We start from the raw sequence: 15,736 nt of genomic DNA, 5'->3' as shown, positions 1-15,736 counted from the left end.
TTGCGCTTTTCAAAAGTGAGCCGCCGTCAGGGCGGAACCCTAAGTGGCCGTTACCTAAATAACGGATATGTACCCGGCCCAACTGTGTTGACCGTCAGGCCGCCTTCGCGAGCAAGCCCGCTCCCACAGTTTGATCGCAGGGTGTCAGGTAGATAGATGTCGGCTGTCAGGCCGTCTTCGCAGGCAAGCCAGCTCCCACAGGTTGATTGCGTTCAGTCAGTGATATAGCGAACGCCTGGCTTGGCGCGCTCGTCCACCACCAATTCAAAAATATCCGGCCGGGCGTAATGCCCCACTACGTCGTAGTCGTAGCGGGCCCGCACCAGATCATCGGTATTGATCTGCGCCGTCAACAACCCCGCCTCGCCCACCAACGGCCCCGCCAGAATGTCGCCCATGGGCCCGACGATCACGCTGCCACCGGCAATCAACGGACGGTCCACCGGCCAGTTGGCGACCTCCACACCCAAGGCTTCAGGCGATGCCTGCACCTGGCAGGCGCTGACCACAAAGCAGCGCCCTTCATGGGCAATATGGCGCATGCTCACCTGCCACATCTCGCGCTCGTCCACGGTGGGCGCACACCACACCTGAACGCCCTTGGCGTACATCGCGGTACGCAGCAACGGCATCATGTTTTCCCAGCACACTGCGCCGCCGATACGCCCCACCGCGGTGTCGATCACCGGCAGTGTGGAGCCGTCGCCCTTGCCCCAGATCAGCCGCTCGGTGCCGGTCGGCATCAGTTTGCGGTGCTTGGCCACCAGGCCGTCCGACGGTTCGAAATACAACACAGTGCAGTACAGCGTGCTGCCACTGCGTTCGATCACGCCCAGCACCAGGCTGGCACCGGTACGCGCCGACAACCCGGCCAGCGCCTCGGTCTCTGGCCCCGGTACGTCGATGGCATTGGCAAAATACCGCGCAAAGGCTTCCCGGCCCTCGGGCAGGCGATAACCCAATTGGGTGCCAAAGCTTTCGCCCTTGGGATAGCCGCCCAGCAACGCCTCGGGCATGACCACCAAGTGCGCGCCACTGCGCTGGATTTGCTCCTCATAGGCCAGGATCTGCGCCAGGGTGTCAGCCTTGCCGCCAGGCAAGGCGCCGATTTGCAGGGCTGCGACAGTCGATACAGGCATCAGGCTCACTCCGATAGATAAGGGTTGCCCATTCTCCGGCCAGACACGATCATGAATAAAGCCCACCTCAGTGCTAAATGATATGAGCCAGATGAATATCGCCCAGGTTGACCTGAACCTGCTCAAAACCTTCGAAGCCCTGCACGACGAATCCAGTGCCAGCCGTGCGGCGCTGCGCCTGGGAGTGACGCAGTCGGCGATCAGCGCGGGCTTGCGGCGCTTGCGTGAGCTGTACGGCGACCCTTTGTTCGTGCGCACCGGCCGCGGCCTGGCGCCGACGTTGCGGGCCAATCAGTTGAAACCGGTGATCAGTGAGGCATTGGATCGCTGCCGCCAGAGCCTGGCGATGATCAGCCCGCAAAACCTGCACTACGAGGGGCGCTCGGTGGTGCTGGGGCTGTCGGATGACTTCGAGATTGCCTATGGCCGAAGCCTGATGGAGGCCATCGCACTGCGCCTGCCCAAGCTACGGGTGATCTTTCGCCAGACCTACAGCCAGATTGTCGCCGCCGCCCTGCTCGACCGCACGCTGGACCTGGCCATTACCGCCGGCGGTTTTACCGAGCGCAGGCTGAGCCGGCAGGTGCTGGGGGAAGGTGACTACCGTTGCCTGATAGACCCGCAAAGCCTGGCGCCGGGCCAGGAGGCCATCGACCTGCAGGGGTTTGTCACACGCGAGCATGTACTGGTGTCGTCAGGCGGGTTTATCGGCATTACCGATGAAGGCTTGGCGGCGCATGGGCTGCGCCGCCACGTGCGCGCGTCCACCAGCCACTTTGCCGCGCTGCCGTATCTGCTCAAAGGCAGCACCGCAGTGGCAACCATTCCCGGGCATGCGGCCCACGCCATTGCGCAAATGACCGGGCTGCGCGAGCTGCCCTGTCCGCTCGCGCTACCGCATTACCCGGTGGAGTTGGGCTGGCGCACCCAGGCTCAGTTGGACCCGCTGTTGCTCAAGGTGCGCGAGGCGATTGTGGCGTGCTTTACTTCGCCGCCGCCATCAGCTTGTTGACTTCACTGCGCACCATGTTGGAAAACTCCGGCGGCGACATGCCGTCGAGTTCGGCACGCACCCATTCGGCCCACTTGCCCTTGCGCTTGGCGCGCTCACCGAACAAGCGTGCGGCTTCGCCCTTGGCCTTGCCCAGGTTGGTTTGCCACAGGTCGTAGAGGCGCGACTTTTCATCTTCCAGCTCGGCGCGTTCGGCGAGGGTCTTGTTGGCGAGATTGAAGCTCATGTTGAATTACCTGCTGCACAAATAGGTGACATCTTACACTGTAGGCCCAACGTTCCCGATCCGGATTTTGCCACGGATGAGCGTGTGGGGAAAAAAACTGCAACTTTTGCCACCCCCCGACACTCCATTGTTCACTGCCACATCCACCTGCAAGGAGTCACTCAATGGCCCGCAAAACCGCCGCCCAAGCTGTCGAAGATCAAATCAAGGACCAAGCGTTCAGCGAACTGAGCGCGTTGATCGAAGAATCGGACAAACTGCTCAAAAGCAGCGCATCCCTGGTGGGCGAAGAAGGTGAAACCCTGCGCGAGCAGGTCGCCATCAAACTCAAGCAAGCCCTGGAATCGGTGTCCAACGTGCGTGAACGCAGCAAGCCGGTCGTGGATGCCACCGAGACTTACATCGGTGGCCACCCATGGCAGACGGTGGCCATTTCCGCAGGCTTTGGCCTGGTGGTCGGCCTGTTGCTGGGTCGCCGTAACTGATCCATGGCGTGGCAGCGGTGCACCGCTGCCACGCCATTGACTTCAACCCGCCAGTTCGCGCAACTGCTGCACAACCGTCAACTTCAACACAATCCCCTCCTCCAACGACTTCGCCCGTGCGCGATGGCGTCTATCCCCCGGCAACCGCCGCAGCCCCGCCGCATGCATCTGCCGCACCAGTTCCTGGCTGCGCTCGGCGAAGCTTTGCCCGGCAGTTTTGGCTGGATCAATCACAATCAGCAACTGGCCGGTCCAAGGTGTCCGAGCGCCAGGATGATTGGCCCAGTCGAACTCAAAGGAAAAATTGCCGCCGGTCAAGGCCGCCGCCAGCAGTTCGACCATCATCGACAACGCCGAGCCCTTGTGCCCACCGAACGGCAGTAACGCGCCGCCTTCAAGGATGGCCTTGGGGTCCTGGGTCGGCTGGCCCAGGCTGTCAACACCGGTGCCCAAGGGCACGCGCTCACCGTTGCGGGCAGCTATCTGCACATCGCCATGGGCAAGGGCGCTCGTGGCCAGGTCAAACACGATGGGGGGCCCATCGGCCCGGGGGGCGGCAAACGCAATCGGATTCGTGCCGAACAGCGGGCGATCGGCGCCGTGGGGCACCACGCACGTCATGCTATTGACCACGCTCAGGGCCACCAGTCCCTCCTCGGCAAAGGGCTCCACATCCGGCCACAGCGCGGCAAAGTGGTGGGAGTTACGAATAGCCAGCAAGGCGATCCCGGCGCTACGCGCCTTCTGCACCAAGAGGCTGCGCGCGGCCGCCAGTGCCGGCTGGGCAAAGCCGTTATCGGCGTCCACACGTAAAAAACCCGAGGCCACGTCCTCAACCACCGGCACCGCCTTGCCGTTTACCCAGCCGCTGTTGAGGGTGGACACGTAGCCGGGCATACGGAATACCCCATGGCTGTGGGCGCCGTCGCGTTCGGCGCTGGCACAGTTATGTGCGAGCACGCCTGCCACTTCGGGCGACGTGCCGTGCCTGACAAAAACCTGTTGCAGCAACGCCACAAGCTCGTTGAAGTCGATAGAAGTTAAAGCGGTCGGAGACTGCGCAGACATTTGAAGCTCCGTTTTTATGATTGGAAGGGGCATCGAATGAAGATCCAGAACCTGGATTAAACACCACGCCCGACGCCTGCTGTCAACTTGCGCCGGGGCTCATTATTTACCCCCCGCCCGCACATGCCTGTTCTTAACCTGTGAGGCCCTATGCACAATGGACACAGGCCATGGCTCGCTTGACCCCTCCGTATTTTTTCGACGAATTCCTGCTGCCCGTGTCCCGTACACACCCCTCGCAGCGTGAACGGGCGCTGGGGCTGACCGTTAAAGATCTGGATTGGCTGCATACCCTGTATTACGCCACCGATGCCGCGCGGCAAAACCCCACGCTGCAGACCTATCCCATGCGCGTCGAAAAACTGTTGATCAACGTGCCGGACCAACCCGCAATCGCACTCGCCGGCGCCTTTGTGGTTAGCCCCACTCCGGATGATGGCAAGGCCCTGCTTTACACCCCCTATGGTGGCATCCAGGTGTTTGATGACCATGCCGCGCTGATCGCAGATGTCAGCGAGCAATTGGCCGACTCGGCGCAGCGCGTGGCGCTGATGAGCTTCCTGTCCATTGCCCAGCGCAATGCCCTGCCCGTCGATACCGAGCTGACGCTGTCCACCACGGCCGTTTTGGGCGCCGTCATGGAAGACCAGGAACAGACGCTCCAGGCATGCCAACAAGCTAATGTGAAAATGATGTTCGAACACCTGCAAAAGATCCCCACCCTGGCCGCCATGCTCGACACTTTATTGGGCATCATGGCGCGCCCGTACTTCCCGGGGTTGGACCAACGCGACACACAGGTGAACTGCCTGCATGGCCACATACCGGGTAAACGACGCAGGATCGACTCCCTGTCCTTGAGCGAAGCGCTTCTGCAGTTCTACGTGAAACATGCCTGGCCCAAGGATCAGACCCGCCAATTCAGTAACCCGAAGCACCTGACGACGGCCTTTACCCAAGCGCAACGCAAAGACGATCAACATGCCTGGGAAACGCTGATCGAACAGACCTCCAGCATTCTGTCCAAGCTGATGGACAGCCTGTTACAGACCTACTGGAACGAGGACATCGACAGCGGCACTTCACGCCTGCAGCTTTTCACCCAGATCATGGCGGACACCTTTCGCGTCGATGTATTGCTCAAGCGCCAGGGCCAAATCATCAGCGCCGATGAAAGCCACGCGTTGCAGGCGTTATTTCTTGCCGACCAAACCGCGCGCAACGCCTACGCCAAACCGATCAGTGTGGAAAAAGTGCGCATCTACACGCCTTACCAACACTATGTTGAACTGGCCAGCACCTTGATGATCAGCCAGACCCACGCTTATCTGTATACGCAATCGCGCGGCTTGCAAGTACTTGAGGACATGAACGACCTCAAAGACACATTGCTGAGCATGCTCAAGGCCGCAGGGCACGAAGATGAGTTGCTCAACTTCCTGTCCCTGGATGAGCGCAACACCTTCATTGGCCTGGGCCAGCTCAACATCGCCGCCCGGCCGATCGCGGGCCATGTGTTTACAGAAATGGTCAACGACATTGCCGCCAAGCAAATCAGCAATATGAATCACACCCTGGAGCTGTATCGGCGCAACGATGGCCAGCTGGACCTGGACGCCCTGCTCGATTACGCCCTGGATATCCGTGCAATGCTCGATCATCGCCTGGCGGCACTGGAGACTGCCGGGCGCTGGACGGTGCACCCGGTCACCAGCGGTAATGGCCGGCCTTCGACGGTGCGGGCCGAGCACGCCAAAGTCCATCGTCAGCGCTTGGAGGCGGCACACGCCGCGCTGATCCTTGAGCGCAGCGCGCACCCACGGTTACGCCAAATGGTTGCCCTCGCCCTGGACGCCGAGCTGCAGAAACGACAACTGCCTTCCCACTCGCAGGACGTCTTTATCAACACCTACGACAGCCCTGCCCAGGAACGCGAAGAGCGCCTGCCGGTGACGTCGCAGAGCATGGTTGAGCACTTCATCGAACGGTTGAGCAATGACGCAGGCCCCGTTGCGTCATCCTCAAGCACCTGGTTTTACCAACCGCGCGACCAAGGCGCCGCCCTCAAGTTGAACAGCCTGAACCTGAGGCTTTTCAACGAAGTTATCGAGGCGGTATTGAAAGTATTCGCCCACCACCAAATGCATGATCTGCCCCGTTTGTTTCTCGGCAACAGCCGCGACACACATATCCACGCAATGCTGATGGGCCTGCGTAGTGAAGCCCAATTACGCCTATTGGGTAACACGCTGTCGAGTCACAGCCAGGCCATTTTAGACACCGTGCTGCGGCCCGACAGCCTGGTGCGTTTGACGCGCCATGGCCTCAACGGTTTTCTGCCGGATGCCTACGCACTGAGACTGAACTGGGGAACGCCAGAAAAGAGCCATGTCCTTGCCAACCTGTTCGTCTTGACCGAGCGTGGCGGCATCGACCCTCTACGCTCTGGCAATGTTGTGCTGTGGACCCCTGGACGCGGCTATGAGGGGTTTGCCTCGATCCAAGCCTTGCGCGAAGAGCTGACACAACGTGTCGATCACCCGATAAAGCGCTTGCCCCTATTGGAAAACCTGCCGATCTCCTTGCGCGAGCCCCATCAAGTCTATCGGTTGGGCGCCCTGCAACGCATCGACGATAACCTGCTGGAAAACCGTGTGCAAAGCTACAATGACTACGTCATTGACGGCGTTGATCACCTGCTGACCATGAAGCTTGGCGCCCGTGCTCTGCAAGACCGTCTGGATACCGTTATCGAGCAGGCCGCACCGACCAACCTGGCACGGGCCAGGGCGGTGGCGAATGCCTTGATCAACCAGCAGGCCCTACCCGCCTGGTTGGGACTGGCCCCGGCCCAGGACCTGCTTCATCAGGCGCAACTGCTTGAGCAATACCACAACAACGCCCCAGACGAAGAAGATTACCTGCACGGCATCTCCCCGTTGCGCGAGCACACGCACGCGGCGCTGGTGAAGCTGCTCAAGGCACGCTTCCCCAAGCAGGACCTCAACCCCGATGACATTCTGATCCCCGCCTACCCGGCCCTCGACGTCCATGATGACAGCCTGACCGATTTCGCCATGCGTCACTGGCCGACCCTGGACAGCGAAACTATCCGCCCACGCTCGCGAACCGCCACCGCCCTGCCGTCCACGCTGGACGCTAGCGCCGTGATCCAACTGGTGCGTCAGTTGGACCTGAAAACGGCCTACCAGACCTTGTTGCAAAGCCACCTGAACGACCAAACCGAAAACGCGCGCAAACGTCGGCGCCTGTTTTGTCAGCAATTGCCGTGGCAACTGTTGCAGTACGCCCATGAGCAGCGGTTACAGGAACGTCTGTCAGCACAGGCCTTGAGCCTGCTCCAGCAGGTCTTCGACATGCCCGACGCGTTGGCGCGTGCAACGCTGGCCGGTGCGTCGGCCCGGGTTCGCCCGCTGGAGTTGGTCGCCACCGAAGGTGCCAAGGCCGTCAAAGCCTTGGGCATGTACTTGATCAGCCCTCAAACCAGTGGCGCCGGCCCGGTGGTGCTGTACGCGCCTTATAGTGAAAACCACGTTCTCAAGGAATATGCCAACGAACAAGCGCTGCTGGATGAGCTGGACAGGCCCGGCGAACTCCAGGACTGGGCCCTGATGCACCTGGACGATGCCCATCAGGCCACCTACCGCAACCTGCTGCAAAATCAGCGTTATCGCCGCTCCGACATCCGCCTTGCTTCGTCCACGGTCACCGGCAACATGCTTGACTACTTGTTCAACGACAACACCTTGATCCTGCTGAAGATGCTGGGCTGTCAATTCGAGGCAGGCGCCAAGTGGCTCTGGGACAAAGTGACGCAGCTGTTCGGCAAGGAGATACCCACGGCCATCACCTTCATGGCTGGCAAACTGGCGTATCCGCTGGTGGTCTGGCGCAGCTACAAGCTGTTCAAACGTTCTGCCGAAGCGCTGCAACTGCATCAATGGAAAGCGGCCCTCAAGGATTTCATTCGCGGCGTGGCCCAGATGGCGGTCTTGCGTGGCGAGCTTGAGGGCAGCGAAAGCTCGCCCCCCACCGAACAGGAGGTCAGCGAGGGCGACCTGTCGGATGCAACCCTGCCCAGCGCCACGACCCTGGCGACGCTGCGTATCACCGATGCCTCGCGCACGCACTTGCAGCCCTTTGAGGTGCACGATGTTGCCCTCAAGGACCTCAAAAAACACACCACCCACCCTGTTTATACCGACACGAAAACCCTGAAGAACTATGTGCCTCTGGCCGGGAAGGTGTATTCAGTCAAAAAAGCCGCACAACACTGGCGCCTGGCCAAGGATGCGCAAGCAGGCCCTAGTGTCGGGCGTAACTCAAAGGGTGAATGGGTACTGGACCTCAGTGGGCACAACCCGCGCTTGGGCAAAACCCTGTCACGCATCAGCGCACGAGACAATGAGCGCGAGGCCATTAACATTGAAGCCCAGGGCATCAGGGACATCGCCGCACTCTCGAGTTGGAAAGCACAAGTCATCAACGAAGCGTTGAATGTCGCGACTTATTACACCGTCAATTGCAAACGCAACGTCGCGCACTTCTCAAGGCTGCTAGACCCCAACAGTCGAGTGGGCCTGTTTTTAGGCCAGTTGTTCGGCGTCATCAACATGAGCGCAGACCAAGTGCAAAGAATCGAGAAAATACTCGATGGGCTACTGGATGAGTTAAGTGACCCGACGTTGACGGGCCCCGATTCCATACGTTTCGTCAGCGGAACCAGCCGCCAGAATCCAGAAAACTGCTATGCGTTCGTGATTCCCGCCGACAGGGAACGCAAGTTGTACCTGCTCAATCGGTTCTTTGATCCGAAGATGGATGTCTACCAGAACCGCTTGAAGTCCCCCTTCGACCTATCAGCTCACGCCAGGGCCAGCATCCTGATCCACGAAATAACCCATCTGAAATTCAAGACCGAAGACATTGCCTACCTCGACAGCATGCGACCTTTCCCCGACCTGATTAATACCGCCAGGCCTGGCGCACAGGCGCTGAAGACCACCTTGGACGATTTGCGCAGCACAGCACTGTCCACCTTGACGCCCGCGACGATGCTGTTCAAGACGTGGGATGATTTCACGGGCAGTTGGGAGGATTACGGGACCGACACTGATACCCAGCACATCAAGCGAAAAGTTCTCGGCCTCACAGGGGCCAAGAACCTTAACGACGCCCGACAAGTGTTCATGAGCAACGCCGACAAGCGCATTGACACCATCCTGGCCAATGCCGACTCGGTGACGTTCCTGATTACTCACTTGGGGCGTGAGCTGGATACGGGAGCCTGAGCAGGCTCCCGCGCGATGGGTCAGTCTTTCTGGTCACGCAGGACATTGCCGGAGGCGCCGTCGATCCGTGCTTCATACACGGTACCGTCGGATTTACGCCCTTTGACTTCCCAGTAACCGTTATCGTCAGCCTCGGCCGCGTACACCTCGATGTACCCCGCCTTGGTTTTCGCAACCTCAATGGCCTTCTCGATGGTGATCCAGCCAGCCCCCGGTTTATCAGCCAAGGCCGCGCCGGCGCTAAGCAGCGCAGTGGTTGCACACAGGGCGACTAAGGTTTTCTTCAACATATTCGTACTCCATTGTGGGAATGCCGGACACTCGTCCTGAAATTTTAGGTACCACCAAATAAGAATAAGTTCCAATTGATGTGCAATCGCCATGATGGCGGTTCTCGCCGTCCACGTTGGGAGGTTAGAATGTGGGAAATCAGGATGAGTTAATGAGCGAAAAGCCCCTTTCAGAAACCGAATATGACGCCATCACCGACGCCGCCGCGCATTGGTGCATGCGCCTGCATGCTGCAGATTGCACAGCGGGCGAACGTCAGGCTTTTACCCAGTGGCACGATGCCCATCCGCTGCACGCCTTCGAATATGCGGCCATGCTTGAGATCTGGGACGTGGCCGATCATCTGCCTCGCGAAAAGCCTGACGCTGTGGTGGTGCCCCTCAAGAAGCCGCGCAACCGCCTGCGTACCTACGCGGTAGCCGCAGCGGTGTGCCTGGCGGCGTTGCCGCTTGCCGCCTTCACCGGCTGGGAAGCGGGCTGGTTGCCCAGCTCTTATGAACGCTTCGAAGCCGCCAATGGCTTGAAAAAAGTCACCTTGGGCGATGGCAGCCAAGTGGAGTTGAACCTGGGTACCGAGTTGGTCTACAGCCATTACAAGGACCAGCGCCGGGTCACCCTGAAAAAGGGCGAAGCGTTCTTCAAGGTCGCCCACGACCGCGACCACCCGTTTATCGTGCGAGCCGGCACAGGCCAGGTGCGAGTGACCGGCACGCAGTTCAATGTCTGGGAATATGAAGATCAGGTGCGGGTGATGTTACTGGAAGGCTCGGTGCAGATTTCCAGCGACGGCGAACACGCCAGTGTGCCGCTGAGCCCAGGCATGCAAGCCAGTTTCCGCCAGGGTGACGCCAGCCCGAAGGTCGCCGCTATCAATCCCGACGACACCGCGCTCACATGGCGCGAGGGTAAACTGGTGCTCGACAACCTGACCCTCACGGACGCCTTGCCCCTGATCAACCGCTACCTGAAAAAGCCTGTGATGCTCGCGGACGCCAGTACCGGTGCGATTCGCATCGGCGGTATCTACAACGTCAACGAGGTCAACAGCCTCGTGCCCTCCCTGCCCAAGGTGTTGCCGGTCTACCTGACCCAAAACCAGGACGGCAACCCGGTGCTCAATTCCATTCCGCGTAAAACCCCCAAGGGCTGAGCCCGCTCGCACGAACGGGTACGTTTGGGCCGCGAGTGTCCATTTTTGAAACACTGCCCTCGCCTGCATCGCACGCCGTGTGCGGATTCATGGTTCTGTCACAGGCCGTGTTACATCGCTGAGACAGCGTGAGGCGAGCATGGGCCTATCTCACGCTTTGCGGACTGTTTCAAACCTGAAACAGGGCTGCCATCACTTTGCCTTGTGTTAATCCCAAGTCCTTGAATAACCACATCTAATAGAAAGCGGCACGCCTTCTGCTCCTTCCCTGATAACGCTGTTTAGGGTCAGCGTGAAGAATAAGGACTGCCGCCGTGAACACACTCACACACGCCTCGTCGATAAACATACTGCTGATCAGCTGCGTGCTCAGTGCAGGTGTCAGCCTGACGAGCCAGGCGGGTGACGGCGTGATCGTGACCGGGCGCACCGTGCAGGGCCATATGTATGGGCGTACCTCGCTGCCCGACCCCTACCCCAACACTGCCAATGCCAACCCCAGCAAAGAGATCAACAACGCCCTGACCGGCGAACTCAGCGACAGGGACATTGGCGGCATCAGCAGTGGCTCCAGCCTCGCACGCTCCCTGCAGCAAGGCGGCAATTTGTCGGGCCTGGGCGCCACCCAAAACAGCATGTCCACCCTCGGCGCTGGCGCAGCGGCCGGCCATGGTGCGGGCAGCGGCAGCAGCATGGGCGGGCAGATCAGCGACTCGATCCAGCGTGGCATGGCGCCGCTCAACAACCTCGGCAGCATGATGGGGGGCAAGTGATGAAGCGCGCCCTGTTGATAGTCGCCCTGCTGGGCAGCGCCTCGGCCATGGCCGACAACACCGCCGTGATCAACAACAGCGGCCAGCAGTACGACGGTGTGCTGTCGATCAACCAGGCCGCCGGCAACCAGCAACAAATGTCCAACAGCCGCGCCATCGCGCTCGGTGGCCAGGCCACCAACGTCGACATTCAGCGCGTCGACGGCAAGGTCGACCCGTCCCTGAACGCCAAGGCAGCGATCCAGGGCAACTCATTCAGCAGTGGCAACGGTGTGCTGGGCATCAACCAGGCGGCCGGGGCCAATAACCAATCCATCAACGCTGTGCGGATCAGCCTCAACCCTGGCCCGCAGAGCATCGATGACAGCGTCCTGTTGCAACAGAACACGACGACGCTGGCAACCGACTCAGGGCTCACCCCCACCACTGGCAGCCGCCAGGTCGTGACCAGCGACCAGGCCTTCACCGGCAGCCGAGGAGTGACGCAGGTGACCCAGAGTGCCGGGGTGGGGAACCGAGTGGCTAACACCCTGGGCATCACTATCAAGTAACCGCTTGGTAGACGTTCGTTAGACCGTACCAACACTTAACCAACTAATTAGAAGCAAGGAGAAACACCATGAAACCTCAAATGGCTCTCAAACCAATGGTTTTCGCTCTCGCCGCACTCATGGCTGCCGCCGCTCAAGCGGGTGGTTGGCACCCTGCGCCTCAACCAACAGGCGTGATTGCCGCTGTGGTAACCGATGTACAAAACAGCGCAGGCAATAAGTTCGATGACACCAAAACCGAAAACAATTCGTCTGCCGACAACTCGGTAAACGGCAACAGCGGTAACGTTGGAGTCAACGTGCAGTCAGGCAGCGGTAACCAGGCCGACAACTCTGCTGCCATCTCCAGCGCCAAAGGCGACGCAGCCACCGTATTCGGCGTAGTCGATGTGAATCAAAACAGCGGGCTGAACAACTTCGTCAACAAAGGCACGCAAAACAACTCCTCCTTGGATAACGCCGTCAACGGTAACTCGGGCAACGTGGGTTACAACGGCCAGTCCGGCCAAGGCAACCAGGGTAAAAACAACCTGGCTATCGTGACCGCAGATGGCAAAAACATCGCAGCGGCGGCCAACACCGAGCAAAACTCGCTCGCCAACAACTTCCTCAACGCCGCCGCTACCAGCCACGGTTATGGCTATGGTGGCAAACCTCAATACGTGTCCAACAACGCAAGCCTCGACAACTCGGTTAACCACAACTCCGGCAACGTGGGTGTGAACCTGCAATCCGGCTCTGGTAACCAAGGCAGCAACAGCCTGTCGATCGGTCAAGGTTGCACCGTCTGCGCCAGCGGCGTGCGCTTCTGATCCAACGGGGCCTTGGCGACAAGGCCCTTTTTTATTCCAGTGTCCAACAGGTCATTCGATCATGCGTATCGCGACCCTCACCCTCCTGATGTTGCTCACCGGCACAACCTGGGCAGGCACCATGGCGATTTCTGCCATGCCCGGTGGTGCGGTGATTTTCAAGAAGGTCGAGAGCATTCGCGAGCGCCGGTTCGCCAACCTGGTGGAACAGAAAACCGATTTCAGCTGCGGTGCCGCGGCACTCGCCACCATCCTGCGCCAGGCCTATTGGTTGGACGTCGACGAAGCACACATCATCAAAGGCATGCTGGTCACCGCCGACCAGGACCTGGTACGAACCCAGGGCTTTTCCATGCTGGACATGAAGCGCTACCTCGAAAGCATCGGCATGCGCGCCCGGGGCTACAAGATCGCGCCCGAGACCCTGCTGACCGTGAAAATCCCCGTGGTGGTACTGCTGGAAATCCGCGGCTACAAGCACTTCGTGGTGTTGCAACGGGCCGACAAGGACTGGGTGTATATCGGCGACCCCGTATTGGGCCACAAGCGCTATTCCCATGACGATTTCGTCAAAGGCTGGAATGGCATTGTCTTCGCCGTACTGGGCGAGGGTTACGACAAGGCCAACGTCTTGCTCGACCCGCCCCTGCCGCTGACCGCCAAGAGCCAGATGAATGAGTTCCGGCCCGTGGGCGATGCCGAGCTGATGGATTTCGGTTTTATCCAGAGCGACTTCTTCTAGAAGCGCAATAAGGGGCAGGACGCCCCAGGAGCAGCAGATGAACACTTCCCGTTGGCTGACGGTCTTGTGTCTGGCCGCCTCAATGCCTGCTTATGCGTCCTCGGGGTTCAAGCCCATCGAACTCAAGGACGCCGAAATGGCCGAGCTGCGTGGCCGTTACGTGATGCCGGGGCGCATCATCAGCTTTGGCATTGTCATGAGCAGCACCTGGACCAATGCCGAAGGTAGCAACATTACCGGCACGGCCAACATGCAGATCGACAAAACCACCATTACGCCACAGTTCTATGTGCAAACCACCGGCTCGACCGGTACCGGTACCCCTCCCAACACGGGCACCGGCAATGTGGTCGGGGGTGCCGGCCTCGGCAGCGGCCAGGGCGTGACCCAAAGTGTACGCACCGCCGGCGATGGCAACGCCGCCTACAACAATGTGGGCATCAACGTCGAGAATGGGGTTACCCCCGCCAATAACCTGCAGTCCGGCCAGGTGCTGGTGGCGGGCGGCACAGTGACCGGCGACAGCGCCGCGGGCCGTGTCAGCGTTTCGGCCAACAATGCCGGCGTGCAGATGGCCATCCAGGCCAATCACAACCAGGGCAACAGCCTGCAACAGATCGGCGGGGGGAACGTGCTGCAGGGCACGGTTTTGACCGGCGATAGCAACCTTGTCAGAAACATCACCCAGATCAATGTCGTGATGAACAATAACGGGCTGAACAACGCCGCGCTGAACTGCAACCTGGACCAACTTAAAGGCCTACGCACGCTCGGTTATTGAACTACGCTGACCCTCGACACTTACGCATTAGAAAAGGACGGCTTATTTCATGCATCGATCGTTATCGCTTCGTGCGGTGGTTTGTTTGAGTACGCTCTTGCCCGCATCCGTGCTGTATGCCGCGCCAGACGCTGACATCGAAACCCTGAAGAAGGAACTGTTGGAACTCAAGCAACGTTACGACGTGCAGCAAAAAGCCCTGGCCGTGCTGGAGCAACGTGTGCGCCAGGTCGAGGATCAACCGGCAACGCCTGCCCCCAGGCGCCTGGCTAAATCACCTGCCGACTTCAAGAACGGCGCTAACACTGTCGCTGCCAGCGGTACGGGCGCAGCCGCAGCGTCCGGTGGCGCTGGCGGGGGTGGCAGCTCCTACGGCCAGGCCCTCAAGGACGACTCGGCCCCTGCGCAAAGTGTGAGCAACCTGTACAACGAAGCCAGCGGCTTTTTCGGCAATGGCAAGTTCAGTGTGGAAACCGGCATCACTTATGCCCGTTATGACGCGCGCCAATTGACCCTCAATGGTTTCCTGGCGCTGGACTCGATCTTTCTGGGCAACATCAACCTGGACCGGATCAAGTCCGACAGCTGGACCCTGGACCTCACCGGGCGCTACAACGTCGACAACCGCTGGCAGTTCGACCTGAACGTGCCGGTGGTGTACCGCGAGTCCACCTACCAGTCGGGCGGCGCCGGCAACGACGCCACCGCCACCTCCGAAGGTTCCGTGACCCGCGACCCGACCATCGGTGATGTCAACTTTGGCGTGGCCTACAAGTTCCTCGACGAAACCTCGACCTTGCCGGATGCGGTGGTATCCGTGCGCGTCAAGGCACCGACGGGCAAGGAGCCTTTCGGTATCAAACTGGTCAAGCAACCGAACAACGACAATCTCTACGTGCCCGAAAGCCTGCCGACGGGCAACGGGGTCTGGTCGGTTACGCCGGGCATTTCCCTGGTCAAGACCTTCGACCCGGCGGTGCTGTTCGGTTCGTTGTCGTACACCCACAACTTTGAAGACTCTTTCGATGACATCAGCAGTCAAGTCAATCAGAAGGTGGGAGGCAAGGTGCGTCTGGGCGACAGCTTCCAGTTCGGGGTCGGCGTAGCGTTTGCCTTGAACGAGAAGATGAGCATGTCGTTTTCGGTTTCCGACCTGGTGCAACGCAAGAGCAAGCTCAAGCCGGATGGCGGCGACTGGCAGTCGGTGGTGTCCAGCGATGCCAATGCCGGTTATTTCAACGTGGGCATGACGATCGCCGCTTCGGATAACCTCACCATCGTGCCGAACCTGGCGATTGGGATGACCGATGATGCGCCGGACTTCACGTTCAGCCTGAAATTCCCGTATTACTTCTGATCGAGAGGCGAACGCAAAAAAATGTAGGAGCGAGCTT

General features: G+C 59.9%; 14 protein-coding genes. 10 read left to right on the top strand and 4 right to left on the bottom strand.

Annotation, left to right across the window (positions count from 1 at the left end):
• Positions 1–212: 212 nt before the first annotated feature.
• A complete protein-coding gene (locus tag DK871_RS24465) occupies positions 213–1,139 on the bottom strand; it encodes a carbon-nitrogen hydrolase family protein (protein ID WP_161906934.1) in 927 nt (308 codons plus the stop codon).
• Between the two features lie 91 nt (positions 1,140–1,230).
• Between DK871_RS24465 and DK871_RS24460 the strand changes: the two genes are divergently transcribed.
• Positions 1,231–2,151, top strand: coding sequence for a LysR family transcriptional regulator (locus DK871_RS24460; RefSeq protein WP_161906933.1), 921 nt, complete (start codon positions 1,231–1,233; stop codon positions 2,149–2,151).
• Here DK871_RS24460 and DK871_RS24455 read toward each other — a convergent pair.
• Positions 2,123–2,377: a hypothetical protein gene (locus DK871_RS24455; RefSeq protein ID WP_003190904.1), complete on the bottom strand. Its 255-nt coding sequence runs from the start codon at positions 2,375–2,377 to the stop codon at positions 2,123–2,125. The genes DK871_RS24460 and DK871_RS24455 overlap by 29 nt on opposite strands.
• A gap of 164 nt (positions 2,378–2,541) precedes the next feature.
• Here DK871_RS24455 and DK871_RS24450 point away from each other — a divergent pair, with 164 nt between their 5' ends.
• The gene (locus tag DK871_RS24450; RefSeq protein ID WP_019817806.1) at positions 2,542–2,862 is read left to right on the top strand and encodes a YqjD family protein; all 321 of its coding nucleotides are present in this window, start codon (positions 2,542–2,544) and stop codon (positions 2,860–2,862) included.
• A 42-nt stretch (positions 2,863–2,904) separates the two neighbouring features.
• Here DK871_RS24450 and DK871_RS24445 read toward each other — a convergent pair whose 3' ends face one another.
• Positions 2,905–3,930 (bottom strand): Ldh family oxidoreductase, encoded by a 1,026-nt coding sequence (locus DK871_RS24445; protein ID WP_161906932.1) that lies wholly within the window; start codon positions 3,928–3,930, stop codon positions 2,905–2,907.
• 170 nt (positions 3,931–4,100) lie between these two features.
• Between DK871_RS24445 and DK871_RS24440 the strand changes: the two genes are divergently transcribed.
• Positions 4,101–9,242: a dermonecrotic toxin domain-containing protein gene (locus DK871_RS24440; RefSeq protein WP_161906931.1), complete on the top strand. Its 5,142-nt coding sequence runs from the start codon at positions 4,101–4,103 to the stop codon at positions 9,240–9,242.
• A gap of 20 nt (positions 9,243–9,262) precedes the next feature.
• On the opposite strand, the gene DK871_RS24435 is transcribed toward DK871_RS24440, so the two are convergent.
• Entirely contained in the window at positions 9,263–9,532 is a 270-nt protein-coding gene (locus tag DK871_RS24435; RefSeq protein ID WP_161906930.1) for a PepSY domain-containing protein, read from the bottom strand.
• Between the two features lie 152 nt (positions 9,533–9,684).
• On the opposite strand from DK871_RS24435, the gene DK871_RS24430 reads away from it, so the two are divergent.
• The 7 genes from DK871_RS24430 to DK871_RS24400 all read left to right on the top strand — a co-directional run bounded on the left by DK871_RS24430 (position 9,685) and on the right by DK871_RS24400 (position 15,699).
• Positions 9,685–10,683 (top strand): FecR family protein, encoded by a 999-nt coding sequence (locus tag DK871_RS24430; RefSeq protein WP_161906929.1) that lies wholly within the window; start codon positions 9,685–9,687, stop codon positions 10,681–10,683.
• Between the two features lie 314 nt (positions 10,684–10,997).
• Positions 10,998–11,456 (top strand): hypothetical protein, encoded by a 459-nt coding sequence (locus DK871_RS24425; protein WP_161906928.1) that lies wholly within the window; start codon positions 10,998–11,000, stop codon positions 11,454–11,456.
• Entirely contained in the window at positions 11,456–12,007 is a 552-nt protein-coding gene (locus DK871_RS24420; protein WP_161906927.1) for an adhesin, read from the top strand. Before DK871_RS24425 ends, DK871_RS24420 begins: the two co-directional genes overlap by 1 nt.
• A 68-nt stretch (positions 12,008–12,075) precedes the next feature.
• Positions 12,076–12,819, top strand: coding sequence for a hypothetical protein (locus DK871_RS24415; RefSeq protein ID WP_161906926.1), 744 nt, complete (start codon positions 12,076–12,078; stop codon positions 12,817–12,819).
• 61 nt (positions 12,820–12,880) lie between these two features.
• On the top strand, positions 12,881–13,561 hold the full coding sequence (locus tag DK871_RS24410; RefSeq protein ID WP_019817800.1) for a C39 family peptidase: 681 nt from the start codon (positions 12,881–12,883) through the stop codon (positions 13,559–13,561).
• Positions 13,562–13,598: 37 nt separating this feature from the next.
• Positions 13,599–14,342, top strand: coding sequence for a hypothetical protein (locus tag DK871_RS24405; protein WP_161906925.1), 744 nt, complete (start codon positions 13,599–13,601; stop codon positions 14,340–14,342).
• Positions 14,343–14,391: 49 nt separating this feature from the next.
• The gene (locus tag DK871_RS24400; protein WP_161906924.1) at positions 14,392–15,699 is read left to right on the top strand and encodes a transporter; all 1,308 of its coding nucleotides are present in this window, start codon (positions 14,392–14,394) and stop codon (positions 15,697–15,699) included.
• The last annotated feature ends 37 nt before the right edge of the window (positions 15,700–15,736 follow it).

It is taken from the genome of Pseudomonas sp. L13, assembly GCF_009935965.1.
Lineage (GTDB): Bacteria > Pseudomonadota > Gammaproteobacteria > Pseudomonadales > Pseudomonadaceae > Aquipseudomonas > Aquipseudomonas lactis.
This window is presented reverse-complemented; position numbering and strand designations above follow the sequence as displayed.